The organism is Janthinobacterium sp. LS2A (assembly GCF_036543145.1).
Classification (GTDB): Bacteria; Pseudomonadota; Gammaproteobacteria; order Burkholderiales; family Burkholderiaceae_D; genus Janthinobacterium; species Janthinobacterium aestuarii.
The window spans coordinates 70,920-94,231 of sequence record NZ_JAZHPB010000011.1; the positions used below are offsets into that span (position 1 = coordinate 70,920).

The window sequence follows — 23,312 nt, forward strand, 5'->3', positions numbered from 1 at the left end:
GTCGGCCAGCGTTGCCGCTGGCCGGTACTGGCGCGCTCCCGGCGTGGCCGGACGGAGCTGACTTTACAACAGGGTACGAGTACCTTGTTTTAAAGTCATTCTTAATGTGCCTTGGATAGAATGAGCAACCAACGGCGCATCAGCAGCACTTCAACATAGCCCGGCTCGATGCCCGTACCGCACTCGATCAGGGGATTGACGGTGTAGTAGCGCTTGCGGAAGTCGCGGCAGACGAGGATTTCGCGCTTGCCCATGCGGACGAGGAAAGAGCTTGGGGCGTATTCCAGGCCGAACCGTGAGCCAAAACCGCTATTCAATGTTGCCATGACAATTCCTTTGAGGGAGATGTGTTGAACGAGTCATCAGAATAGCATAACTACTGTATGAATACACAGCTACTGTATGAATAAACAGTATTTTTTTACTGGTGTGGTTTTTTTGATCATCACCGGGAACAGGAAAGAGAGATGAGTTTGCAAGAGAAAAATGACATGGGCATGACCACGGGCTGGACCACGAAACTGCGCCGCTTCGTCGAGGCGCGCCTGTCGCCCGAGGGCGAGCTGGGCCTGCATATGACGGTGGGCGTGGTCCTGATGCTGGTGGCCATCGTCGTCTTCCACGAGATCGCCGAAGCCGTCATGGGCATGCAGCAAATTACCGTAATCGACTTGCAGGTGGCGCAGTGGTTCAACCAGCATGCCGTGCCGTGGATCACCACTTGCCTGCTGGTCGTTACGCACATGCATGGCGTGATCGGCGCCATTACTCTGGCCGTCTTGCTGGGCTGGTATCTGCACCGCAAGGGCGCCGATTACTGGCTGTTTACCCTCGTCATCACCATGCCGGGCGTCATGTTTTTGAACCTGCTGCTAAAGTACATTTTTGTCCGCGCGCGGCCCAGTTTTGACGAGCCCATCCTGCAGACGGCCCTGAGCACCTACAGCTTTCCGAGTGGCCATACTGCCACCTCGACAGCCCTGTACGGCTTGCTGGCCGCCTACCTGATTTGCCAGACGGCGCCGGGCGCCTGGGGCAAGCGCATCGCCATCGCGCTGGGCGCTTTCCTGATGGCGGCGCTGGTGGGTTTCAGCCGCATCTACCTGGGCGCGCATTACCTGAGCGATGTACTGGCGGCCATGGCGGAAAGCTATGGCTGGCTGGCCATCTGCATCGCCGGCGTGTCGACCCTGCGCCGGCGCCGGCATATCCGGCAAACCAAATAAGGGGAAACTGTCCTGAGCAAAATTGCAGTCATCATCAATGGAGGCGCCGGTTGCGGCTATGCGCCCGACTGGGCGCAGCAGCTCGAAGCGAAATTCGCCGCCGTGGGCCTCGACGCCGACATCACCCTGGCGCAAAGCGGCACCGAGATGATCGCCACGGCCGAACGGGCCCTGCGCGATGGCGCGCCCATCGTCGTGGCCGGCGGCGGCGACGGCACCATCAACGCCGTGGCCTCTGTCGTTATCGGCAGCGGCACGCCGTTCGGCGTCTTGCCGCTGGGTACCTTGAACCATTTCGCCAAGGATTTGAATATTCCGCTCGAGCTCGATGCGGCGATTGCCAACGTGGCGCAGGGCGTGCCGCACCAGGTCGACGTGGGCGAAGTCAATGGCCGTATCTTCCTGAATAATTCCAGCCTGGGCCTGTATCCCGATATCGTGCGCGACCGCGAAAAGCAGCAGCGCCGGCTGGGGCGGGGCAAGTGGCTGGCCTTCAGCTGGGCCCTGGTGGCGGCCTTGCGCCGCTATCCTTTCCTCAGCGTGCAATTGACACTCAACGATGCCGTGCATGCGCGGCGCACGCCATTCGTCTTCATCGGTAATAATGAATACATGATGGAAGGCTTGAATATCGGCGAGCGCGAACGGCTCGATGGCGGCCAGCTGAGCTTGTATGTGGCGCAGCGTCCTGGCCGCCTGGGCTTGCTGAAGCTGGCCTTGCACGCGCTGTTCGGCAAGTTGTCGCAAGCCAAGGATTTTGATGTGCTGACGGCTACCGACCTGGAGGTGGCCACGCACCACCGCCGCCTGCGCGTAGCCACCGATGGGGAAGTGACGATCATGAATACGCCGCTGCAGTACCGCATCCACAAGGCCGCGCTGGCCGTGCTGGTGCCTGCGCCGGCACTTTCTGGGGAGTAAGGCCATGCGTACCATCGTGCATTTGTCCGACTTGCATTTTGGCAGGGTCGATGCGGACCTGCTGGCGCCCTTGCGCGCGCTGATCGAACGCCTGGAACCGGATGTGGTCGTCGTCTCGGGCGACCTCACGCAACGCGCCCGCAGCGCCCAGTTCCAGCAGGCGCGGCAATTTCTCGACAGCTTGCCAGGGCCGCAAATCGTGGTGCCGGGCAACCATGATGTGCCGCTGTACAACGTCGTTTCCCGCTTCCTGACGCCGCTGGTGAAGTACCGGCGCCATGTGACGGACGATTTGTCGCCCGAATATGTGGACGAGGAAATCGCCGTGCTGGGCATCAACACGGCCCGTTCCCTGACGTTCAAGGATGGCCGCATCAGCCACGAGCAGATCGATTTTCTGCGTGAACGCCTGGGCAGTTTGCCGCCCGGCCTGACGCGTATCATCGTCACCCACCATCCATTCGACTTGCCGGAAAACTTCGATGAAGACGACCTGGTCGACCGCGCCCCGCAAGCCTTGCAGATGTTTTCCGAATGCGGCGTGGATTTATTGCTGGCGGGTCATTTGCATGCCAGCGTGGCGGGCAACACAGCCGAGCGCTACAAGATCGCCGGCTACGCGGCCCTGATGGTGCAGGCGGGTACGGCGACCTCGACGCGGGGCAGGGGCGAGTCGAACTCCTTCAACGTGCTGCGCGTGGAAAACAGCTGTATCAGGGTCGAGCGCTACAGCTGGAATGAAGACAGCGCCGACTTTGAAAAAGTCAGCACGGAAGCGTTCGAGCGCCAGGGCGGCGTGTGGGCCAGCTTGCGGCCGCTGTGAGGCGTCGCGTCGCGTCGGATGGTGATTTCACTAAAGATGGCGCGCCGCATCCATGCGGTCGTGCAGAATACGCACGATGGCAATGCCATAGTTCGTGATGCGAAAATAAAGGCTATGTCACCATTAGATGTGGGAATGCGCCCAAAGTTGCTTTCAATAATGTTTCCGATGAGCGGATGCGCCTGGCGTCGAGTATCCAGCGCCATCCCAGATAGTTCGGCAGGTAGCGCGTCGCCACGCCGTGAAACGGCCCCATCCATTGTCGCAAACGGCTGTGATAGGCGTTGACGTTCTGCACGTGGGCGGCGCCCTGCACGCGGATGCCGGCGCGCAAGTTGACGGCCTGGTGGCTGATCCCCGCTTCCCTGGCAAAAGCCCGATAGGCAGCATGGCCGTCGGTGACCAGCAGCACATCCTTGTCGATCATGGGCAACAAACAGTGGTGCAACTGCGCTTTGGTTAGCGCTCCTTTTCCCGTGACGAAATCGAGGGTCTGTCCCGTGCGGTCGCGCGCCACCAGGATGCAGACCTGTTCGTTCGATATGCCTCGTTTATGGGCATGGCCGCCCCGGCGCCGGGGCGGACGCGTCATAGTTCTGGATCCCTTTTCCGATTCCAGCAGATATAACTCGTCTGCCTCGGCGATGCCATGCAGGCCATGCGGCCGGTCCGTCTTGGCCAGCGATAGAAACCGGTGACGCCAGCGAAACGTGGTGTTGCGGTGCACACCTAGCTGTGACGCTGCCTTGCGCACGGAATCCGATGCCAGCAGGCAATCGGCATAGTCGAGCCACAACGATTTATGGCGCAAGCGCGCCAGCGGCGTGCCGGTGAGCGCATTGAAGGTGCGCCCGCAGGGAGCGCAGCGGTAGCGCTGCAGACCGTGCGCGTGACCATGTCGGTGCAAGTGGTCCGAATGGCAGGCGGGACAGGCCAATCGCGGCTGCGCGACACTTTCCAGCAGCGCGACGGTCGCGTCGTGTGGCACGCTGCCACGTAGCAGGGCAATGCCTGCTTGCCGCTGACGCTGACTCAACTGAGCAAACTGCGCAATCAAGGTGATCCATTCGGCTGGCCGCATGATCTGCTCCCTGTGTGATTGATATGCAGAGTCAGACAGCATGGCCAAGGGAAAATTCCGACATTCCCCTACTTGCCGATGACAGAGCCAAAATAAATCATGTGCCGTCCGACTTTGCGGCGCCGGTAGCCGGGCCGAATCTGCTCGCATGCCGGCGCGGTCTCTGGAGCGCCTGCCAGGTCATCAAAGGCCGCCGTCATGCTGTCAAGATAATGACTGGCCTGCTGTACGCCCCAGCGCTGTACCGTATAAGCCCAGATCGCCTCCAGGTCATGCTCGGCGGCAGGCGTCAGCCGGTATTCAGCCATGCGCCGCCAGCATTCTCTGCTTGAACGCCTTGGCGTCGAAAGGCTGGGGTTCGCCGCTTGCCTCTCCTTCCATCAGCGCCGCGCGGATCGCATCGAGTTCGGCGCTGCGTTCCTGTTCACGCCGGATCAGGTCGCGGATGTATTCGCTGTCGTTGGTATAGCGCCCCGCATCAATCTGCGCCTTGATCCAGTCGTCTTGCTGATCCGTCAAGGTAATGGTCTTGCGCACGGTAGCCATGGTAGTCAACTCCAGAGATGAGCAGCACGACGATTGTCATACTATTGGTGCAATATAGTGCATATCCATGCAAATATCCACTTGTCCCATCGGTGCTTACAGCCAGTAATTCATGAAACGCGCCGCCCACTCCTTCATGCGGTCCGAGAGCGGCCGTGTTTCCCATTTCGCCTTGGTGATTTCTTCCGAGTCGCGCAAGTCTTCCTGGAAGGCGTTTTCCATTTCACGGCCGAAGCTGTCGCCGAGCACGATCACGTTCAGTTCGCTGTTGTGCAGGAAGCTGCGCATGTCGATATTCGTCGAGCCTACCGTTGACCAGGCGCCGTCGATGACGGCTGTCTTGGCGTGCAGCACGGCCAGTTTCAAGTGGAAGATGCGGATGCCGCCGGCCAGCAGCTGGTCGTACAGCGCGTGTCCCGCATGGAACACGAGGCCGCTGTCGGATACGCCGGGCAGCACCACGGTCACGTCCACGCCCCGCTTGGCCGCCGCGATCAGGGCGTCGACCGTCTGCTGGTCGGGCACGAAGTAGGCGGACGTGATGTGGATCGATTTCTTTGCTTCCTGGATGGCCAGGATATACGCCTTGTAGATTTCAAAGCCGCCCTCGGGCTCGCTGGCCACCACTCGCACCAGCTTGTCGCCCACTTCCGACAGCACGGGGAAATAATTGGCGTCAGGCAGGTCGGCCTGGTCTTGCTGGGCCCAGGTGCGGATGAACAGCCACTGGAAGGCGGCCACGGCCGGGCCTTCCACTTTTACGTGGGTATCGCGCCAGCCCACGTCCTTCTTGTCCGTGGGTTTCGATTTCGAGCGGAACAGCGAGCTTTTCGCATAGGTATCGCTGATATTGATGCCGCCCGTAAACGCCATCTTGCCGTCGACGATCAGTACCTTGCGGTGGTCGCGGTTGTTGATCTTCCAGTCGTCGCCCTTGAGCTTGGCGGGATTGACGGGGTTGAAGGCCACCAGGTGGATGCCGGCCGCGCGCATGCGGTCAAAGAACGCTTGCGGCACGCCGATGGTGCCCACGCTGTCGTAGATGATGTTGACCGTCACGCCCGCTTTCTGCTTTTCGATCAGCATGTCGGCAAATTTGAGGCCCAGCGGATCCTGGTCGAAGATATACGTTTCCAGGTTGATGCTGGTCTTCGCGTCGCTGATGGCCTGGAACATGGCGGCCATGGTTTGCGGGCCGTCAAACAGCAGGGTCACCTTGTTGCCCTTGATTAAAGGCACGCCCGTGGCCGCCTCTTCCAGCGCGGCCTGGGTCTTCAAGTCCATGCCGGACTTGGCCCAGCGCTTGTTGAGCAGGGCGGCGCGGCTGTTGACGTTGAGCACGGCGCCCTTGCCCGTGATGACTTTGGGCTTGGCCACCGGCTCCAGGGTGGTATTGAGATTCTTGACATTGGGCAGCGAGGCGCATGCAGCCAGGGTCCAGCACAGCAGTAGGGCGGTGAGACAGGGTTGCATGCGCCGAGCGGTCATTTTTGAGCCTTGTTCGTCAGTGACAGGGTTGCCGACTCGTCAAGCAGTGCCAGCGGTGGCGGGTTTTTCGAGCCGAAGAAGAAGACGATGGGCGAGCGCAGGAAGCGCTTGCCCAGAATCTTCAATAATTGCATGCCGTGCTTGAAGCGCACCTGGCGTGAACGCAGGGCCACCCACAGGGCCAGGCCGAAGCTGACCAGCAGGTTGGCCGTGCCGATGGCGAAGATGCCCGACAGCGACTTGACGGCCAGTTGCCAGCTCATGTTGTGGTCGAGGCCCACCAGGGCCGTGGCGAAGTTGGCGGCCGAGAAGGTGATGTGGCGGATATCGATCGGCAAGCCGATCAAAAAGCCCAGGGTGCCGATGGAGCCCAGCAAGATACCGAAATAGAAGTTACCCATCAGCCCGCCCAGGTTGTTTTCCAGATACAGGCCCAGCCGTTGCAAGCGCTCCTGGCCGATCACCCGGCCCAGGCCGCGCAATTGCGCGATGCGCTGCGCCCAGCGCGTGTACAGGGCCTGGTTGTCATAGTAGCCGGAAATCAGGCCGGCGACGAACAGGCACACGCCGGCGATCATGGCGTAGAAGATGGCGGGGCTGCCGATGGGGTCGATATCGTGCTGCAAGTGCATCGCCTTCTCGGGCGTCACCAGGTTGTGCCCCGTGATCGCCTTGTAGCCGAGCGCGATCAGCCAGGCCGTGGGAATCGCGGTGGCCAGGTTGCCCAGCACGGCCATGTTTTGCGTGCGGAAGACCTTGTTGATCAGTTCGGCCATGCTGTCGAGGTCGATATTCCTGCCATCCTTGCTGTGCAGGCCCGCGGCGATGCGCGAGGCCGTCATAGCCGGTTGCTTGGTGGCCACCGTGAAGTGCAGCAAGTGGATGAACATGAAGCCGATCGAGTAATTCATGCTGAACATGAAGGCTTCGACCAGCGGCGCCGAGCGCAGATACGACATCAGTATCTTGAACAGGGCCATGAAGCCGATGATGATGCCTGCGCCCGCGGATGAGAGGAACATGGCGCCCATCTCGCGGCGGTTTTCCGCGATGTAGTGCTCGCCCGTGCGGCTGGCGTTTTCCGTCACATTGCGCGCCAGCAAGTTGATATTGTCGGAAAACAGGTCGCTGACCTTGTACTTGTGGTTATGCGCGCGTATCAGTTCCAGCGCCAGCCCGACGGCGCCCGCGCGGCGGCGGCTGACGGGTTGCGGGTGCAGCAAGTCTTGCGTGGCGTCGACCGTGATGGCGGCGATGTCCACGTTGTTCGATGCGGGCAGTTCGCCGCTCGTGTCGACGAGGAACAGCAGCTTGCGCAGGCGCTCGATGCTTTGCGCCAAGGCCACCAATAGATACGTGAGGGGAATGCTGGTGCCCTGGTACAGCGCCTTCTTGCGGATCTTGGCGATGACGGCGTCGCACTGGTCCAGCATCACCAGCAAATGGCGCGCGTCCTCGATGTGCTCGATCTCGCCGTGCAGCAGGCTGGTGTAGGCGTCCAGGTAGGCGTTCACTTCCGTGTTCTGCACCATGAACGGCGACTGGAACACTTCGATTTCATTGTGGAAACGCGTCAGTTCCGGTTCCAGCCCCATGGCGCAGACGCGGTAGGACAGGGTGCGGATGGCGTCGAGCATGCCTGGCAGCATGATGTTGCCATCGCCGACGGCCAGTTCGATATCGTCGCTGGTCAATACGTCGAACAGTTCCAGCCAGTCCGTGGCCGGCACGTTGCTGATCCACAAATAATCGGTCTTCAGGTACAGCACCTGGTCGAGCGCGTCGTTCAGGTATTCGTCGCCGAGGGCGGGCGGCAGCATGCGGTAGGCGATGCGGCGTTTCAATTCCGTGAAAAAACCGCTGTTCGACAGCACGCCGATATCGGTGTACAGGCTGGCGTGGCGGCGCGCGGCCAGCACGCGCAGCACGTATTCGTGCAGGGCGCGCGCTTGCGCGGGGTTACCTTTGAGTAGCTGGCGCAGGGTGCGCACGTTGGCAATCGCGGTAGCGCTGTCGTGGGAGCGCTTGGGACGCAGTGAGTTGAATAATTCCACCAGCAAGTCGATATTGCTGGAGTTGGGGTCAATGCGTTCGAGGATAGCTAGCATGCAGAAAAAACGGGCGAGCCGCTGTCGGTAAAACCAGTAGTGTACCGCCTGCGTCAGATCGCGCAACGTTCGCCACCGAACATTGCTTTACGGCAGGGCCTGCAATTCACGCTATTTTGCCGCAAATTGCCACCAATCATGGTCAATCTTGCGTGTTGTCAGTGTACGACGCATTTCCTGGGGCTAAGCTGAAGTTTCTGTTGTACAACGCACGGATGGCTGGACAAAAAGCGGGGATAAGGTAACACTGAGATCAGACACACAGCGCATGTCCTGATCAATACCGGGAAGTTTCAACTCACGTTACCGAGATATTTATCATGAAGACCTCGTATTTTGCGCTTGCTGTGATAGGGATGGGGCCTTTCGTGCTGGGCGCGACGGCCCAGGCTGCCGATGGCGCAGGCAGTGCCGCATCCAGTAACGTTGCCGTGTACGGCGTGCTCGACGCGGGCATCGTGGCCGAACGGGGCTGCGCCGCCAATTGCGCCGGCGCCAAGGTGTCCGGCGGCGTCGCGTCCGGCTCGCGCCTGGGCGTGCAGGGCCGCGAAGCGCTGGGCAATGACGTCTCCGCCGTGTTTACCCTGGAAGCGGGCATCCAGAATGACACGGGCCAGTCGGAAGAGGGCCGTTTGTTCGGCCGCCAGGCCTACGTGGGCCTCGACAGCCGCCTGGGCGCACTGACTCTGGGGCGCCAGTACAACCTGCAATACCTGACCCTGACCGACGTGGCCGACCCGTTCAAGGGCGGCATGGCCGGCAGCGCCGGCAATCTGGCCGGCTACAGCGTGAAACGCTACGACAATACCGTCAAATACGTCACTCCAGCCTTGCGCGGCGTGACCGCCAGCGCCATCTACAGTTTCGGCGAGTCGCCGTACAGCAGCGCCAACAACCGCGCGTATGGCGCCACCCTCGGCTATTCATCCGGCGCCGTGAATGTCAGCGTGTCGCACCAGCGCAAGAACAACTTCATCCTCGCCTCCGGCACCTTGCCCGCCATCGACATGTCGGCCCGCAACACCTTGATCGCGGCCAATATCGACCTGAAAGTGGCCACCGCCTTTGCCGCCGTGGGCGTGAACAAGGGCTATGGCAGTTCGCCGTGGGACCCGAACAATGCCTACAGCTCGCTGGCCCTGTCGATGTCGTCGTCGGACAGCCGCGACACCTTGCTGGGCGTGTCCGTGCCCGTGGGCGGCTTCAAGCTGCTGGCCTCGTACGTGCGCAAGGATGACCGCGACCTGGCTGATCGCGATGCCAAGCAGGTGGCCGTCGGCCTCACGTATTCGCTGTCAAAACGCAGCGATTTCTACGCGTCCTACGCGAAGATCCACAACAAGAATGGCGCCCGCTACACGGTGGGCAATGCCAGCGACGCGGGCCGTGGCGACGCCGCCTTCAACATGGGCTTCCGTCACGGTTTCTGACCAGCAGCGCTTGATGGCGCAGGGCACGTTGCTCCCAGCCACTTGCCGTTGCTCGTCACATTCACCTGTTCCGGCGTGCCGCGCGCGCTGGTGGTCACCGCCAGCTGCATGTTGAACGCCTGCTCGCCGCTGAACAAGACCTTGCCTTCGCCGCTCGATTTCGGATTCGTGCACGTAAACGACACCTGCATGCCACCCGCGATGTCCTTGTTCTTCGAGGTGCAATCGCCGGGCTGGCCCGTGGGAATCTGCTTGCGCGCGGCCATTTCCGGCGTTACGCACGCCGTCACGCGCACGGCGCCGTCTGCGCCCACGGTGGGCATGGCCATGCCGCGGCTGGCCGCCATGCTTTCCAGCTGCTTGCGTTGATCGGGAGGAAGGTTGCCCAGCTGCTGCAACACCATGGACATGGCGTTGTCGGTGGCGGCGTCGGGCGATGCCATCTTGCTGTCGACTTGCCACAGGCCCGGCTTGATGGTGGTGGAGGGCGAGGCGGCCTGGGCGCTGGCCTGGCTGCCCAAGGCGGCGCAAGCCAGCAGACTCAGGCGTAGCAAAGAATGTTTCATGTTGGCGTCTCCAAAAAAGGCAGACCCCAGCATACGGCATGGCAAGCGGGGCACGCTTGCCATTGTGTTACAAACTGTGATCAGGCTCGATGCGGCGCACGTCGACGCTGGCGATGCGGCGCTCGTCGGCTTCGAGGATTTCATAACGCAGATCGTCGAGTTCCAGCACTTCGCCCACGGCCGGCATGTTTTCGAAATGCGCCAGCAGGAAGCCGGCCAGCGAGTTGTATTCGCCGTCTTCGCTGACCAGGGTTTCCGTCTCGAACACTTGCTCCAGGTAATGCAAGTCCGTCGCGCCGTCGATGCGCCAGTGGCCGGGGCCCAGCACTTCCACGTCGGGCTGCTCGTCCTCGTCGGGGAATTCGCCGGCGATGGCTTCGAGGATGTCGATCGGCGTGAGCACGCCTTGCACGGTGCCGAACTCGTCGACCACCAGCACCAGCTGGCCGCGCGAGCGCTTCAGGGTTTCCATGGCTTTCAGCACGCCGGCCGCTTCCGGCACGACGACGGCTTCGCGCATGCTGGCCGGGTCGATCTTGCCGTGTGACACCAGGTCCTCGATCAGGTCCTTGCTGCGCGCGATGCCGACCACATTGTCGAGGTCGTCATTGCAGACAGGAATCATGCTGTGCGGCGTGTCGCGCAGCAGTTGCAGCATCTTGTCGCTGCTGTCGTTCAGGTTGACCCACGACACGTCGCCGCGCGGCGTCATCACGGAGCGGATCGAGCGCTCGGCCAGGGTCAGCACGCCGCTGACCATGTTGCGCTCTTCCACGCCGAAGGCGGAGACGTCGGGCAATTCCTTGACTTCGTGCTCTTCGACGGTTTCGCGGCCCTTGCGTCCGCCCAGCAGGCTCAGCACGGCTTGCGCCGTGCGGTCGCGCAGCGGGGCGTTCGATTGCAGCTTGAGGAAGTTGCGGCGCGCCAGCTGGTTGAAGAACTCGATGACGATGGAAAAGCCGATGGCCGCGTACAGATAGCCTTTCGGAATGTGGAAGCCCAGGCCTTCGGCCACCAGCGACAGGCCGATCATCAGCAGGAAGCTCAGGCACAGCACGACGACGGTGGGGTGGGCGTTGACGAAGCGCGTCAGCACTTTCGAGGCCAGCATCATGACGACGATGGAAATGACGACGGCCGCCATCATCACGTACAGGTTTTCCACCATGCCGACGGCCGTGATGACGGCGTCGAGCGAAAAGACAGCGTCGAGCACGACGATCTGCGCCACCACGAGGCCGAAGCCGGCGTAGACTTTCGGGCCCGTCTGGGCGTGCGTGACGCCTTCGAGGCGTTCGTGCAGCTCGCTGGTGGCCTTGAACAGCAGGAACATGCCGCCGAGGAGCAGGATCAGGTCGCGCCCCGAGAACGAGAATGTCCATATGGAAAACAATGGCGTCGTCAGGGTGACCAGCCAGGAAATCAGCGAGAGCAGGCCCAGGCGCATGACGAGGGCCAGGGTCAGACCCAGCACCCTGGCTTTGTCGCGCTGGTGCGGCGGCAGCTTCTCGGCCAGGATGGCGATGAAAATCAGGTTGTCGATACCCAGTACGATTTCCAGTACGACCAGCGTCAGCAGGCCGACCCAGATTGTCGGGTCAAATAACCATTCCATGTGTGTAACCTTGTAAAGTCAGTAAGTATCAAGCTTGCCTGGCGGCTGGTGCCCCGGGCGTGATGGGTGCTGCCGTGTTCGTCTCAGTGGCGGACGCGCGGCGGCCGGGTGGCCAGCCGCACGTCCGCTTCGGAAAGTGCGCCCGGTCCCGCTTGCCAAATGATGGCGTAAAACGGTACGGCCTGGCGCGAGCTCGGGTACAGCGTGATGGGATCGTTGTCGCATTCGTTGGCGTCGCAGCTGTCGCCGGGCTGGCCGGCATCGTGGCAATCGGCGGCAGGCGTGGCGGTAACGCCGGCGACATCAAGGTGCTGGAATGGGGAGGGGCTGGCGTAGGCCATGCTGGCGAACGCCTGGGGTAACGCGATGAAAACAAAAAGGCAGAGCAGGACGAGAGCTCGTCTCATATACAGGCAGATAGTTCTGGAACCGTGGAGTATAACACGGGCAGATAACAGCTTGATGACAGGGACTTGCGCAAGTGACAAGCATGACGTAAATTGTGAAATGGCAATAATTTCACGTAGTGGCGAAGACGCAGCGCAAGCTCCGTGATCATTCTTGCACTCAGTATGTATTCCATGGCGCTTGCTGTTGCGCCTTGCCCAATCATGTAGTGTTACCAGGACTCTGCCTTGAAACCCATTACCGCCCTCCTGCTTGCCGCCGGCATCCTGTCGCCGTCGTTCATCCTGGCCGCCACCCCCGTTGAAGCGGCGCCGACCCAGAAAACCGGCAAGGCCGCGCCGAACCGCGCCGCCGCCGTCAAGGTCACGTCCGTCGAAGGCATTACCGAATACCGGCTGGCCAATGGCTTGCGCGTGCTGCTGTTCCCCGATGCCAGCAAGCCGACCCTGACCACCAACATCGTCTACCTGGTCGGTTCGCGCCATGAAAACTATGGCGAAACGGGCATGGCCCACTTGCTCGAGCACTTGCTGTTCAAGCCCAGCGCCAACTTCGGCATCAAGAAGGGCACGAAAACCCCGGTCGAGATCCTGAACTCGACGGGCGCGCAGTTCAACGGCACGACCTGGTACGACCGCACCAATTACTACGCCACCTTCCCCGCCAACGACGACAACCTGCGCCAGATGCTGGCCATGGAAGCGGACCGCATGGTCAACGCGGCCATCGACCAGAACGACCTGTGGAATCCGAAGACACAGAAGGGTGAAATGACGGTCGTGCGCAACGAGTTCGAGATGGGCGAGAGCGACCCGATCGGCGTGACGAGCGAGCGCATCCAGGCCATCGCCTACGACTGGCACAACTACGGCAAGTCGACCATCGGCGCCCGTTCCGACATCGAGCAGGTGAACATTCCTCGCCTGCGCGCGTTTTACCATAAATATTATCAGCCCGATAACGCCGTGCTGATGGTGGCGGGCCGCTTCGATGAAGCGAAGGTCTTGAAGCAGATCAATGAACTGTTCGGCAAGATCCCGAAACCGACGCGCGTGATCGAACCGACCTACACGGCCGAACCGGTGCAGGATGGCGAGCGCGCCGTGACGGTGCGCCGTAGCGGCGGCACGCAGTTCGTCGGCGCCGGTTACCACGTGGCGCCGTCCGGCAACCAGGACGCGGTCGCCATCGAGGTGCTCGGCCACGTGCTGACGGATGCACCGGCCGGCCGCCTGCACAAGGCGCTGGTGGAAACCAAGCTGGCCAGCAAGATCGAATACAACTCCGTGAGCAACCTGGAGCCGGGCTACAACCTGTTCGGCGCGCTGGTGCCTGTCGATGGCAACCTCGACGCGGCGCAAGCGGCCATGCTGAAAGTGCTGGAAGACTTGAAGTCGCAGCCGGTCACGGATGCGGAAGTGGCGCGCGTGAAACAGCAGCTGAACAAGCAGGTGGAACTGATCACGTCGAACACGGCGCGCATGACGATCGCCCTGACGGAATCGCTGGCGGCCGGCGACTGGCGTCTGTTCTTCCTGCAGCGCGACCAGCTCGACAAGCTGACGACGGCGCAGGTGCAGGCGGCGGCCGAGAAATACCTGAAGAGCTCGAACCGCACCTTGGGCCGTTTCATCCCTACCGATACGCCGGACCGCACCGTCGTGCCGGCTTACGCCGACGTGGCGCCGCAACTGGCCGGCTACACGGGCCGCGCCGTCGTGGCGCAGGGCGAAGCGTTTGACCCGAGCCCCGACAATATCGAATCGCGCACCACGCGCTTCACCTTGCCGAATGGCTTGAAGGGCGCCTTGCTGCCGAAGAAAACCAAGGGCAATACCGTCAGCGTCGTGTTGAAATTGCAGATCGGCAGCGAAGAGAGCTTGCGCGGCAAGGCGCAAGTGGGTGTCTACACGGCCAATCTGCTGTCGCGCGGCACGGATAAACTGTCGCGCCAGGAAGTGAAGGACAAGTTCGACCAGCTGGGTACGCAAGTGGCCATCACGGGCGGCGCCGAGGGCGTCACCGCCATGCTGACGGGCAAGCGCGAGAACTTGCCGGCCGCCATGGACCTGCTGGCGCAAGTGCTGCAAAAGCCGGCCCTGAGCGAAACGGAATTCCTGGAATTGCAGCGCGAGCGCGTCGGCCGCGCGGAGCAGGAATTGCCTGAACCGCAGCCGCTGGCCGTGAACGCCTTCCGCCGCCTGCTCGACGCCACGCCGGAAGGCCATGTGCGCCACGTGGCCACCTTGCCGGCGGAACTGGCGCAATGGAAAGCCATCAAGGTTGCCGATGTGAAAGCCTTCCATGGCGCCTACTATGGCGCCTCGAACGCCACCTTTGCCGCCGTCGGCGACTTCGATCCAGCCGCGCTGAAGGCGCAAGTGGCCAGCCTGTACGGCAGCTGGAAGGCGCAGCAGCCGTATGTGCGCATTCTTGACGCCGTCAAGCCCGTCAGCGGCGAGAAAGTCACGCTGGAAACGCCGGACAAGGCCAACAGCGTGCTGTTCGCCATCCAGCCGATTCCCCTCAAGGATGATGCCGCCAGCTATCCGGCCTTGCTGATGGCCAATCACATGCTCGGTGGCGGCGCCTTGCGCAGCCGCCTGGCCGACCGCATCCGCCAGAAGGAAGGCCTGTCGTACGGCGTCGGTTCGCAAGTGAGCATTCCGTCGCGCGAGCCGGCCGGCTACTGGATGGCGTATGCGATCAGCGCGCCGCAAAACACGGTCAAGGTGGAAGCGGCCCTGCGCGAGGAAATCGCCAAGGTGCTGGCCGACGGCTTCACGGAAGCCGAACTGGTTGAAGCGAAGAAAGGCTGGCTGCAATCGGAAGAAGTGGGCCGCACGCAGGACGCGGGCCTGGCGCGCGAACTGGCTGGCTACCTGGCGCAGGACCGCACGATGGCGTACGACAAGGACCTGGAAGCGAAAGTGGCGGCCTTGACCCTGGCGCAAGTGAACCAGGGCCTGCGCGAATACCTGAAGCCATCGGCCGTCTCGGTGGTGGTGGCGGGCGACTTCGCCAAGGTGGCGAAAGAGGGTGAAAGCGGCGCCAAGGCAACGACGTCGAAATAAGCTGTTTTACATGGAAAAAACCCACCGGCAAGTTACCTTGCCGGCGGGTTTTTTATTGATGCGTGTCAGCTTAGCGTGGGGCAAGCTCGGCTACATAGATTTCCACGCGGCGATTGCGTGCGCGTCCCGATGCATCGGCATTCGAGGCGATCGGCTCGCGGGCGCCGCGGCCTTCCGTCACGACGCGGGTCGGCGAGACGCCGCGCATCGACAGGTAGTCGCGCGTGTGGGCTGCGCGTTCCACCGACAGCGGCTCATTGATGGAATCGCTGCCCGTGCTGTCCGTGTGGCCGATGATGCTGACCGTCGTGTTCGGGTTTTCATTCAGGGTGGCGGCGAAGCGGTCGAGGATGGGGCGGAAGTTGCCCTTGATGTCGGCGCGGTTGGTATCGAAGGAAATGTCGCTCGGGATTTCCATTTTCAGGCGGTTATCGGCCGTTTGCGACACTTGCACACCAGTACCCTGTGTCGCTTGTTCCATCGCGCGCTTCTGGTTTTCCATGCGGTTCGACCAGATATTGCCGACCACGGCGCCAGCTGCGGCACCGATCAGGGCGCCGCCGGCCGTGCGGCCGCTGCTGCCGCCACCGGTGGTGCCGCCGATCAAGGCGCCCAGGCCCGCGCCGATGCCGGCGCCCGTGGCCGTGCCACGCTGCGTCGAGGACATGTCGGCACAGCCGGTGGCGGCCAATGCGATCACCAGCATGCCGATCAGGGATTTGGCGCCAGGGCCTTTTTTGAATGTTTCTTTCATGGATTTTCTCCTTGTTTTGTTATTGGGACATACCCAGGAATTACCTGCACACGTTACTGCAAAATGCCGCGGCGTGCCAGTGCGCACACACTGTATGCAAAAGGCGGCAAAAAGGCGGCGCCGTTTGCACGCGCGCCGCCCTGTCTGGCCAGTGCGCCGGCCTCTATAAACCGCGCCCGCTGATCAAACGCAGCAGCACCATGATCACGGCGACCACCAGCAGAATGTGAATGAAGCCGCCAATGGTATAGGAAGTTACCAGGCCCAGCAGCCAAAGAATAATGAGTACGACGGCGATTGTATACAGCATGATGTGTCCTCCGAGAGTAATGTGTGGATGACGGCGGCTGCCTTGGCCGTGCGCTGTCATCGGTTTTTGTCATTGCGCGGCGACTGGGTCGCTGAGCGCTGATGCCATGACTTATTGTCTACTTTGTTTCTGAAATTTTCTGTACGGTGCCGTACACAAGCCTTATTTACCCAACTTATTCCTGATTTAGCCAGCTTATTTGGCCAGATTCCGCTCGCGCAGCGGCGGCCGTTCCTGTTCGCCATCCATGCCCGGTATCCAGGCCAGCATGCCGGCCAGGCCGATGGCGCCGGCCAGGCAGCTGACCATGCCGCCCGTCAGCAACAGCATCACGCCAAACACGGGCGCGCTCGCTTGCACGGGCGCCAGGTCCAGCGCGCAGAAGCCCAGCGCGGTGGCCAATGCGCCGCCCCCGATAAAGCCGAGCCAGATCCGGCGACTGCCTGTCTTGTCGTTTTCCATCGCATCTCCTTGAAGACATCCGTTGAACTTTCTTGAGTGCATCATCTCGCGGGACGGCAAGCTCATCTGTACGCCAACGAACATTATCAAAAAGAAAACGCCCGGACAGGCCGGGCGTGTGTTGAATTTGCAACTAATCGCGGCAGCGGCGCCGCCGCGGTTCGCTTAGCCCATGGCGCGCAAGCCGCCGTTGACGATGCGCACGCGGTCGCCCTGGCGCCAGTTCGGCGCGGCGCTCTGGTGCACGGTGCGCGTCTTGCCGTTATCGAGGCGCACGACGATGTTGTAGCTGCGCGTGGCGCGCACGCTGCCTTCGATCTGGTTGCCGGCCACGGCGCCGCCAACGGCACCCAGCACGGTAGCCAGCTGCTTGCCATGACCGCCGCCTACCTGGTTGCCCAGCAAGCCGCCGACGACGGCGCCGCCGGCCGCGCCCACGCCGCTGCCTTCGGCGCGCGTATTGACTTCATGGATGGCTTCGATCACGCCGCAATTGCCGCACACTTGCGGCGCCGGGGCTGCTGCGTACTGTTGCTGTGGCTGCTGTGGCTGCTGTGGCTGCTGTTGCGGCTGGCGCACGGGTTGCTGCTGCTGTGGCGGCAGGGCGGCCAGCGGCTGCGCGCCGGCAGGCTGCAGGTTCGCTGGCGGCTGGTTCGCCTGCAGGCTGGCCATCTGCTCGGCCGAGGTGCTGGCTGCCAGCGGCTGGCTATCGCCCTGGGACGAAGGCAGCCAGCCCATCAGGGCCGCCGTGCCGACGCCGCAAAACAGCAGGACGGCGACGGCGGCGGCAAGCACGAGCGGATGGAGGGATTTGGTGGTGGTGGTCATGGAAGGCTCCTTGTTTTTAAAATAATGAAATGGGTAGTGCGTGTTATCCGTGCATGCGGCCAGTGTGCTGTACCGCTTGCCCCGCTTCCGTGCGTCACCGTACATACAGGGACGGTACTGCACCGTAGGCTAGGTAAAAATTATGTCGAGTTGTAACGACACCAAGGAAAAGCAATGCCACTAACGAACGCCAGCACGACCCTGTCCCGCGATACAGGCCGATCCGGCCTGGGGTCGCCCATGGGCGCGCCTGACGCCGGCAACCGCTTGCTGGCCAGCCTGCCCGAGCACGATTTGCGGCACCTGACGGCGCTGTTCGATACCGTCACCGTCGAGGTGGGCGAGGTGCTGTACGAACCTGGCCAGCCTATCGCCCACATCTATTTCCCCGGCGACTGCCTGATCTCGCTGCTGGCCGTGGCGGAAGGCCGCATGACCCTGGAAGTGGGCTCCGTCGGCCGCGAAGGCGTCCTGGGCGCTTCCGTCGCGCTCGGTCATGACCTGGCGCAAGTGCGTGCAGTCGTGCAACGTTCCGGCACGGCCAGCCGCATCGCGCGGGCCGATTTCTGCGCCGAGTTCGCCCAGCTTGAGTCCCTGCAGCGTTTGCTGTACCGCTACACGGACACCCTGCTGGCACAAGCCATCCAGATTGCCGTGTGCAGCCGCTTCCACGTGCTCGAGGCGCGCCTGGCCCGTTCGCTGCTGATCACGCGCGACCGCCTGCAGTCCGAAAAATTTCACCTCACGCATGAATTCCTCGCCCATACCCTCGGTGTGCGGCGGGTCGGCGTGACCAAGGCGGCCAGTGCGCTGCAACAGCAAAAACTCATCACTTACAGCCGCGGCAATATCGAGATCCTCGATTCGGCCGGCCTGGAAGCCGTTTCCTGCCGCTGCTACGAGCTGGTCAAGGATAGCGGCACCATCGGCATGGCCAACGTCTTCGTCTGATTCCTGTTTTTTTTAAAGCTTATACCGCAGACGCAAAAAAGCGGGGCGGGCGCCTGGGCACCCACCCCGCTTTTTTCATCATCGATTACTTCGGCTTGACCTGGTTACCGATCACGCCGCCGACAGCGGCGCCGCCGACTGCGCCGACAGCGCTGCCGCCCGTCAGCACGGAACCGGCAACGGCGCCGACGCCGGCGCCGATGGCCGTGTTTTTATCCTGACCGGACATGTTGGCGCAAGCCGTCAGGCTCAGCAGAAGGGCAGCAACGGAAGTGGTAGCGGCGATTTTTTTAATGATTTGCATGATAGTTCTCCTATGAATTCGGACCTCGTGGCGCCGGCATGGTATGGGCCGGATGACTTCGTGACGCCGTGTGTTTCAGGCACGATTACAGGATAGGATTGCGACAAGGCAGGGTCTGTTCGGCAACGCACATAGGTGTGTAACAATTGTAAAGGCACCCACGCCCCATTCAGCGCACCTTGCGTACAGCTTTCCCTGGCTTGGGGGCGACCGGCTTCACGCGCGCCTGGGCCAGCAGTGCCGCGCATTCGCTATCCTCGACGGGACCGGCATTGACCAGCGGCAGCAGCGCCGCCACGGGCGCCACCACGGCCAGCGCCAGGGCGCCACCGGCGCGCAGGGCCAGCACGCCCTTGTCGACGCTCACGTCGGGCTTGCTGAAAGTGCCATGCACGTACAGGGGCGAGCGCAGCGAAAAGACGCGCAAGCCTTTGCTGTCCGGCCGCAAGGTCAGGTCCAGCCGTTCATCGGCCAGGTTCACCGTGCCATCGATATTCAGGACGGCGTCATCCGTGTCGACGATGAACTGGCGCGTGCGCATCAGTCCCTTGGTGACGGCGAAATCGGCGGCCATGCAGTTCAGCTTGACCTGCTTGTCGCCTGACAGTTTGGCCAGCACGACGCTGCCGATATTCAAGCCCATTTCTTCCAGCAGCAGCTTGCTGATGCTGCCCCGGTTGATCAGCGCACGCACTTCGCCGTTTGAACTGCCCAGCAGGGTGGCGACGGAATTGCCCGTGGCCGACAGCGAAGCGTCGCCATTGATTTCGCCCACGCTGGCCTGCAGGGCGGGCAGGCGGGGGAACAGTTGCTGGATGTGCAAATGGCGCGCGCTGGCCTTGAGTTCGGCGGCGATGCCGTTGGCGATGACCTTGCCGCTGCCGTCGAGCTTGATCTGCGACGTCAGGGTGCCGCCCGCCACGTTGAAGTTGAGCGGTGTCAAGGACAGCACGCCATCCGTCAGCACCACATGCGTGTCGAGCTTGCTGATCGGCAGCTCGGCGTCGCGCGTGATCTTGTCGGCCGTGTAGCGCACGTCGGCGTCCAGGCTGGTCCAGCGCTCCGTCTTGAACGTTTCCACCGGCAGCACGCGGCCAGCCGGCTGCGTCGAGGCCACGCCCCGTTCCTTCTTGCTGGCGCTGGAATCGGCGCCCACCAGCGGACCCAGGTCGGAAAATTGCAGCAGGCGCGAGTGGACTTCGCCCGTCAGGCGCTTGCGCGGCGTGCTGGCGGAAAAAGCCAGCTTGCCGCTGATGTCGCTTGACCCTACCTTGCCGCTGAACTTGTCGTATACCCACTCGCCACCGCGCGGCGCCAGGGTGCCCGTCAAATGGCCCTCTGTACTGAAATGCGGCGTTTCCGGCAGCAGCACGCCCGTCAAGGGATACAGGCGCGCCATGCTGGGGCCGGACAGCTTCAGGCGCACGTCGAGCGCGGCCAGGTTCGCCGGACGCGTGAGCGTGCCTTCGATGGCCATGCTGTTGCCGCCCGCGCGCATGTCGGCCTGGATGGGGAAGGGCGTGCCTTGCTGCTGCAGCGACAGTACGCCGCCCGCCTTGCCGCCGCCCTTGACGGTTTCGCCACGGTATTTGCCGGACAGCGTCCAGGCGATGCCGTAGCGCGCGTCGCCCGCAATGGTGTCGACATCGGCGCGCATGGCCGTTTTGCTGACGCCATCATCCAGGGTCACGGTGCCCTTGCTGAAGACCACGCTTTGCAATTCCAGCTGCCACGGCGACGGCTGTTCCTGCTTGTCGAAGGTCCAGTTGTTCTTGCCGTCCTTGTTGCGCAGCAAGCGCACCTGCGGCGTGTCGAAGCGCAATTGCGGGATGATGATTTTCTTGTCCAGCAGGGCCAGCGGATTGAGCGAGAACGCCAGCTGGCTGACGCTGGCCAGCTGCGCTTCGTCATCCGTCCCAGCCATGGTGCTCGGGTTGCCCAGGCGCACATCCTTGGCCTGCAGGTGCGGCCATGGCAAATAGTCGCGCCAGCCTTGTTTCCCTCCAGCCGTCGGCTGCTGCCACGTCAGCGCCAGGTCGCCCTCGATGGCAAACGGCCGGCCCAGCGCTTCGCTGGCGCGCGCATTGAGCCAGGGCTTGGCACGGTTCCAGTCCATGTTCAGCAGGACGATGGAAGCCGTGACGGGCAGGGCGATGAGCACGGCGGTGCTGGCGAGGGCGATTTTCTGACGGCGGGAGAGCGGCATGAGCGGATTCTTTCTGAACAAGTAGTCGCGATGCTACAGGAATCGTCCTAAGGCCGGGGCTGTTTCAGGTTTTACTGTCGGGCACGTGCGCTAGCGCACGTTGCCCATGCAAGTATTGTCGATTTCCTACCCTATGTGCGGCACCGAACGGATATGCGGGGAGCCGGAGCCTATAACGTCTACATCAAACGCCGTTCCTGATTCCAGATGCACCGACGTATGAACCTTACTGCTTACATTCTCCAGGAGAAGAAAAATGACAAACCGAGATTTCAAGATGTCCCCGTTGGCCGCCTTGGCCGCTTGCGCCACCGCCATTGTGCTGATGACGGGCTGTTCCAGCCTGAAAACGCCAGCCACGGCCGACGTCGCCGTGTCGCGCGCCGCCGTCGATAACGCCGCCAGCGCCGGCGCCGCCGACCTGGCGCCCGATGAAATGCGTTCGGCCCGCGAAAAAATGCGCATGGCCAACCAGGCGCTGAAAGACCGCGACTACAAGACGGCGCGCGACCTGGCCGACCAGGCGCAAGCCGATGCCAAGCTGGCGCAAAGCAAGGCCAACTCGGCCAAGGCCACCAGCGCTGCCGACGAGATCAACGAGAACATCCGCGTCATGCGCGAAGAGCTCGACCGCGCCAATCAGCAAGCCCCAAAACAATAACTAATAACAATAACTAGGACCCCATCATGAAAAAAGCTACTTACACCACCATTCCCGGCCTGCTGGCCATGGCCGCCTTTGTTGCCGCCTGCAGCTCCGCACCGACCACCACCAGCCTGCTCGACCAGACCCGCGGCGACTACATGGCGGCGCAATCGAACCCGATCGTGTCGACCTATGCGCCACGCGAATTCCGCGAAGCGAGCGCTGCCCTGGAAGCGGCGAACGCGGCCGCCACGCGCCAGGAAGATAGCGAAAAAGTCGACAAGCTGGCCTACCTGGCCAAGCAAAAGATAGCCACGGCGCAAGAAGTCGCCAAGCAGAAAGCTGCGGAAGCCGATATCGCCAACGCCGGCAAGCAGCGCGATCAATTGCGCCTCGATGCGCGCACGCAGCAGGCTGACCAGGCCACTGCGCGCGCCCAGTCGGCGCAGGCCGATGCGGAAGCGGCCAAGGCCCAGGCGCAAGCGGCCGAAGCGTCGGCCCGCGATGCGCAAGCCCGCGCCGCCGGACTCGAGGCGCAGCTGGCCGACTTGGCCGCCAAGAAAACCGAACGCGGCATGGTGATCACCCTGGGCGACGTGCTGTTTGGCACGGACAAGGCGAATCTGACGGCCGATGGCGCGAATACGGCGCGCAAGCTGGCTGATGTGCTGAAAAACAACCCGCAGCGCACCGTGCTGATCGAAGGCTTCACGGATAGCACGGGCGGCTCCGCGCACAACCTGGAATTGTCGCAACGCCGCGCCGAATCCGTGCGCAATGCGCTGCTGGAGCAAGGCATCAGCCGCGACCGCATCGCCACCAAAGGCTATGGCGCCGCCTATCCGGCCGCCGGCAATGACACGGCGGCAAACCGCCAACTGAATCGCCGGGTGGAAATCGTCTTGTCCGAGGACAACACGGCGATTCCCGCCCGCCGTTAAACGCCTTGGGGCGTTGTAAGCCAAAGGCAGCACCGGCCGCAACCTGGCCGGTGGATACCCACGCAAGTATTGAAAGGAAGCATCATGACACCAACATCTGTTGAGATTCCAGCTGGCATCGATACGGCGGCCATCCGCGCTGCCGCGAAAAACCTGGACGATGGCGCCGTGACGGCCGGCTACCAGGCCGACCGCGAGGAGTTAATTACCCTGCTGAATGGGGCGCTGGCCACCGAGCTGGTGTGTATCGCACGCTATAAACGCCATTACTACACCGTAAGCGGACGCGACAATGGCAGCATCAAGGCCGAGTTCCTCGAGCATGCGCAGCAGGAGCAGGAACATGCGGACTGGCTGGCCGAACGCATCGTGCAATTGAATGGCAAGCCAGATTTTAATCCTGCAACATTGCTTGCGCGTAGCCATGCCGAGTATGATGACTCCGAAGACGTGCAGAGCATGGTGCGTGCCAATCTGATCGCGGAGCGGGTAGCGATCGAGTCGTATCGCCAGATGATCGTGAAAATCGGCGACAAAGACCCGACCACACGCCATTTGTTGATCAAAATCATGGCTGTTGAAGAAGAGCACGCCGATGATATGCGCGATCTAATGGAATAGTGT

Annotated in this window: 24 protein-coding genes; 9 read left to right on the top strand and 15 right to left on the bottom strand. The window is 62.3% G+C overall.

Annotation, left to right across the window (positions count from 1 at the left end):
• Positions 1-101: 101 nt before the first annotated feature.
• Positions 102-326, bottom strand: a complete 225-nt coding sequence (locus V3C40_RS25095) for a hypothetical protein (protein WP_010396348.1) — start codon at positions 324-326, stop codon at positions 102-104.
• 141 nt (positions 327-467) lie between these two features.
• Here V3C40_RS25095 and V3C40_RS25100 point away from each other — a divergent pair, with 141 nt between their 5' ends.
• Genes V3C40_RS25100 through V3C40_RS25110 form a run of 3 tightly spaced genes read left to right on the top strand, consistent with a single transcriptional unit; the run spans position 468 to position 2,970 of the window.
• Entirely contained in the window at positions 468-1,226 is a 759-nt protein-coding gene (locus V3C40_RS25100) for a phosphatase PAP2 family protein (RefSeq protein ID WP_331778813.1), read from the top strand.
• Between the two features lie 12 nt (positions 1,227-1,238).
• Positions 1,239-2,147 (top strand): diacylglycerol/lipid kinase family protein, encoded by a 909-nt coding sequence (locus V3C40_RS25105; protein ID WP_072456413.1) that lies wholly within the window; start codon positions 1,239-1,241, stop codon positions 2,145-2,147.
• A 4-nt stretch (positions 2,148-2,151) separates the two neighbouring features.
• Positions 2,152-2,970 carry a metallophosphoesterase family protein gene (locus V3C40_RS25110; protein ID WP_070304111.1) on the top strand — a complete coding sequence of 273 codons (819 nt, stop codon included), beginning with the start codon at positions 2,152-2,154 and terminating at the stop codon, positions 2,968-2,970.
• Positions 2,971-3,082: 112 nt separating this feature from the next.
• On the opposite strand, the gene V3C40_RS25115 is transcribed toward V3C40_RS25110, so the two are convergent.
• The 5 genes from V3C40_RS25115 to V3C40_RS25135 form a co-directional block, all read right to left on the bottom strand.
• Positions 3,083-4,051 carry an IS1595 family transposase gene (locus V3C40_RS25115; protein WP_070304159.1) on the bottom strand — a complete coding sequence of 323 codons (969 nt, stop codon included), beginning with the start codon at positions 4,049-4,051 and terminating at the stop codon, positions 3,083-3,085.
• A gap of 68 nt (positions 4,052-4,119) precedes the next feature.
• A complete protein-coding gene (locus tag V3C40_RS25120; RefSeq protein WP_331778814.1) occupies positions 4,120-4,359 on the bottom strand; it encodes a type II toxin-antitoxin system RelE/ParE family toxin in 240 nt (79 codons plus the stop codon).
• Positions 4,352-4,597 carry a type II toxin-antitoxin system ParD family antitoxin gene (locus V3C40_RS25125; RefSeq protein WP_034758982.1) on the bottom strand — a complete coding sequence of 82 codons (246 nt, stop codon included), beginning with the start codon at positions 4,595-4,597 and terminating at the stop codon, positions 4,352-4,354. Before V3C40_RS25125 ends, V3C40_RS25120 begins: the two co-directional genes overlap by 8 nt.
• Positions 4,598-4,693: 96 nt before the next feature.
• Positions 4,694-6,070 (bottom strand): cardiolipin synthase, encoded by a 1,377-nt coding sequence (gene cls, locus V3C40_RS25130; protein WP_442907314.1) that lies wholly within the window; start codon positions 6,068-6,070, stop codon positions 4,694-4,696.
• Positions 6,071-6,081: 11 nt separating this feature from the next.
• Positions 6,082-8,193 (bottom strand): site-specific recombinase, encoded by a 2,112-nt coding sequence (locus V3C40_RS25135; RefSeq protein WP_331778816.1) that lies wholly within the window; start codon positions 8,191-8,193, stop codon positions 6,082-6,084.
• A 320-nt stretch (positions 8,194-8,513) separates the two neighbouring features.
• Between V3C40_RS25135 and V3C40_RS25140 the strand changes: the two genes are divergently transcribed.
• Positions 8,514-9,623: a porin gene (locus V3C40_RS25140; protein ID WP_331778817.1), complete on the top strand. Its 1,110-nt coding sequence runs from the start codon at positions 8,514-8,516 to the stop codon at positions 9,621-9,623.
• Here the strand turns inward: V3C40_RS25140 and V3C40_RS25145 are convergent.
• From V3C40_RS25145 to V3C40_RS25155, 3 genes are all read right to left on the bottom strand, one after another.
• On the bottom strand, positions 9,611-10,189 hold the full coding sequence (locus V3C40_RS25145) for a DUF3617 domain-containing protein (RefSeq protein ID WP_331778818.1): 579 nt from the start codon (positions 10,187-10,189) through the stop codon (positions 9,611-9,613). The two genes, V3C40_RS25140 and V3C40_RS25145, sit on opposite strands and share 13 nt — an antisense overlap.
• A 67-nt stretch (positions 10,190-10,256) precedes the next feature.
• A complete protein-coding gene (locus tag V3C40_RS25150; RefSeq protein ID WP_331778819.1) occupies positions 10,257-11,804 on the bottom strand; it encodes a TerC family protein in 1,548 nt (515 codons plus the stop codon).
• A gap of 83 nt (positions 11,805-11,887) precedes the next feature.
• A complete protein-coding gene (locus V3C40_RS25155) occupies positions 11,888-12,145 on the bottom strand; it encodes a hypothetical protein (protein ID WP_034758969.1) in 258 nt (85 codons plus the stop codon).
• Between the two features lie 294 nt (positions 12,146-12,439).
• On the opposite strand from V3C40_RS25155, the gene V3C40_RS25160 reads away from it, so the two are divergent.
• Entirely contained in the window at positions 12,440-15,286 is a 2,847-nt protein-coding gene (locus tag V3C40_RS25160; RefSeq protein WP_331778820.1) for a M16 family metallopeptidase, read from the top strand.
• Between the two features lie 70 nt (positions 15,287-15,356).
• On the opposite strand, the gene V3C40_RS25165 is transcribed toward V3C40_RS25160, so the two are convergent.
• From V3C40_RS25165 to V3C40_RS25180, 4 genes are all read right to left on the bottom strand, one after another.
• On the bottom strand, positions 15,357-15,992 hold the full coding sequence (locus V3C40_RS25165; RefSeq protein ID WP_070304156.1) for an OmpA family protein: 636 nt from the start codon (positions 15,990-15,992) through the stop codon (positions 15,357-15,359).
• Between the two features lie 211 nt (positions 15,993-16,203).
• On the bottom strand, positions 16,204-16,350 hold the full coding sequence (locus V3C40_RS25170; RefSeq protein WP_010396376.1) for a lmo0937 family membrane protein: 147 nt from the start codon (positions 16,348-16,350) through the stop codon (positions 16,204-16,206).
• A 195-nt stretch (positions 16,351-16,545) separates the two neighbouring features.
• Positions 16,546-16,812: a hypothetical protein gene (locus V3C40_RS25175; RefSeq protein WP_070304104.1), complete on the bottom strand. Its 267-nt coding sequence runs from the start codon at positions 16,810-16,812 to the stop codon at positions 16,546-16,548.
• Between the two features lie 165 nt (positions 16,813-16,977).
• A complete protein-coding gene (locus tag V3C40_RS25180; protein ID WP_034758961.1) occupies positions 16,978-17,640 on the bottom strand; it encodes a glycine zipper 2TM domain-containing protein in 663 nt (220 codons plus the stop codon).
• A gap of 174 nt (positions 17,641-17,814) precedes the next feature.
• Between V3C40_RS25180 and V3C40_RS25185 the strand changes: the two genes are divergently transcribed.
• Positions 17,815-18,591 (top strand): Crp/Fnr family transcriptional regulator, encoded by a 777-nt coding sequence (locus V3C40_RS25185; protein ID WP_081368341.1) that lies wholly within the window; start codon positions 17,815-17,817, stop codon positions 18,589-18,591.
• A gap of 85 nt (positions 18,592-18,676) precedes the next feature.
• Here the strand turns inward: V3C40_RS25185 and V3C40_RS25190 are convergent, their stop codons facing one another.
• Both V3C40_RS25190 and V3C40_RS25195 read right to left on the bottom strand, forming a co-directional pair.
• Positions 18,677-18,895 (bottom strand): glycine zipper 2TM domain-containing protein, encoded by a 219-nt coding sequence (locus tag V3C40_RS25190; protein ID WP_034758955.1) that lies wholly within the window; start codon positions 18,893-18,895, stop codon positions 18,677-18,679.
• A gap of 169 nt (positions 18,896-19,064) precedes the next feature.
• Positions 19,065-21,101, bottom strand: coding sequence for an AsmA family protein (locus V3C40_RS25195; protein ID WP_034758951.1), 2,037 nt, complete (start codon positions 21,099-21,101; stop codon positions 19,065-19,067).
• 256 nt (positions 21,102-21,357) lie between these two features.
• Between V3C40_RS25195 and V3C40_RS25200 the strand changes: the two genes are divergently transcribed.
• The 3 genes from V3C40_RS25200 (at position 21,358) to V3C40_RS25210 (ending at position 23,309) form a co-directional block, all read left to right on the top strand.
• Positions 21,358-21,762, top strand: a complete 405-nt coding sequence (locus V3C40_RS25200) for a DUF4398 domain-containing protein (protein WP_319993273.1) — start codon at positions 21,358-21,360, stop codon at positions 21,760-21,762.
• 26 nt (positions 21,763-21,788) lie between these two features.
• On the top strand, positions 21,789-22,688 hold the full coding sequence (locus tag V3C40_RS25205) for an OmpA family protein (RefSeq protein ID WP_034758945.1): 900 nt from the start codon (positions 21,789-21,791) through the stop codon (positions 22,686-22,688).
• Between the two features lie 84 nt (positions 22,689-22,772).
• A complete protein-coding gene (locus V3C40_RS25210; protein ID WP_070304102.1) occupies positions 22,773-23,309 on the top strand; it encodes a ferritin-like domain-containing protein in 537 nt (178 codons plus the stop codon).
• Positions 23,310-23,312: the final 3 nt, after the last annotated feature.

Bases quoted from the DNA above. Each gene is read 5' to 3' on its own strand.
- V3C40_RS25110 (WP_070304111.1), top strand. From the start codon at position 2,152: ATGCGTACCATCGTGCATTTGTCCGACTTGCATTTTGGCAGGGTCGAT.
- V3C40_RS25170 (WP_010396376.1), bottom strand. From the start codon at position 16,350: ATGCTGTATACAATCGCCGTCGTACTCATTATTCTTTGGCTGCTGGGC.
- V3C40_RS25210 (WP_070304102.1), top strand. From the start codon at position 22,773: ATGACACCAACATCTGTTGAGATTCCAGCTGGCATCGATACGGCGGCC.
- cls (WP_442907314.1), bottom strand. From the start codon at position 6,070: ATGCAACCCTGTCTCACCGCCCTACTGCTGTGCTGGACCCTGGCTGCA.
- V3C40_RS25175 (WP_070304104.1), bottom strand. From the start codon at position 16,812: ATGGAAAACGACAAGACAGGCAGTCGCCGGATCTGGCTCGGCTTTATC.
- V3C40_RS25205 (WP_034758945.1), top strand. From the start codon at position 21,789: ATGAAAAAAGCTACTTACACCACCATTCCCGGCCTGCTGGCCATGGCC.
- V3C40_RS25190 (WP_034758955.1), bottom strand. From the start codon at position 18,895: ATGCAAATCATTAAAAAAATCGCCGCTACCACTTCCGTTGCTGCCCTT.
- V3C40_RS25140 (WP_331778817.1), top strand. From the start codon at position 8,514: ATGAAGACCTCGTATTTTGCGCTTGCTGTGATAGGGATGGGGCCTTTC.
- V3C40_RS25120 (WP_331778814.1), bottom strand. From the start codon at position 4,359: ATGGCTGAATACCGGCTGACGCCTGCCGCCGAGCATGACCTGGAGGCG.
- V3C40_RS25100 (WP_331778813.1), top strand. From the start codon at position 468: ATGAGTTTGCAAGAGAAAAATGACATGGGCATGACCACGGGCTGGACC.
- V3C40_RS25145 (WP_331778818.1), bottom strand. From the start codon at position 10,189: ATGAAACATTCTTTGCTACGCCTGAGTCTGCTGGCTTGCGCCGCCTTG.
- V3C40_RS25155 (WP_034758969.1), bottom strand. From the start codon at position 12,145: ATGGCCTACGCCAGCCCCTCCCCATTCCAGCACCTTGATGTCGCCGGC.
- V3C40_RS25200 (WP_319993273.1), top strand. From the start codon at position 21,358: ATGACAAACCGAGATTTCAAGATGTCCCCGTTGGCCGCCTTGGCCGCT.
- V3C40_RS25180 (WP_034758961.1), bottom strand. From the start codon at position 17,640: ATGACCACCACCACCAAATCCCTCCATCCGCTCGTGCTTGCCGCCGCC.
- V3C40_RS25125 (WP_034758982.1), bottom strand. From the start codon at position 4,597: ATGGCTACCGTGCGCAAGACCATTACCTTGACGGATCAGCAAGACGAC.
- V3C40_RS25115 (WP_070304159.1), bottom strand. From the start codon at position 4,051: ATGCGGCCAGCCGAATGGATCACCTTGATTGCGCAGTTTGCTCAGTTG.
- V3C40_RS25135 (WP_331778816.1), bottom strand. From the start codon at position 8,193: ATGCTAGCTATCCTCGAACGCATTGACCCCAACTCCAGCAATATCGAC.
- V3C40_RS25095 (WP_010396348.1), bottom strand. From the start codon at position 326: ATGGCAACATTGAATAGCGGTTTTGGCTCACGGTTCGGCCTGGAATAC.
- V3C40_RS25165 (WP_070304156.1), bottom strand. From the start codon at position 15,992: ATGCTGGTGATCGCATTGGCCGCCACCGGCTGTGCCGACATGTCCTCG.
- V3C40_RS25150 (WP_331778819.1), bottom strand. From the start codon at position 11,804: ATGGAATGGTTATTTGACCCGACAATCTGGGTCGGCCTGCTGACGCTG.
- V3C40_RS25185 (WP_081368341.1), top strand. From the start codon at position 17,815: ATGCCACTAACGAACGCCAGCACGACCCTGTCCCGCGATACAGGCCGA.
- V3C40_RS25195 (WP_034758951.1), bottom strand. From the start codon at position 21,101: ATGCCGCTCTCCCGCCGTCAGAAAATCGCCCTCGCCAGCACCGCCGTG.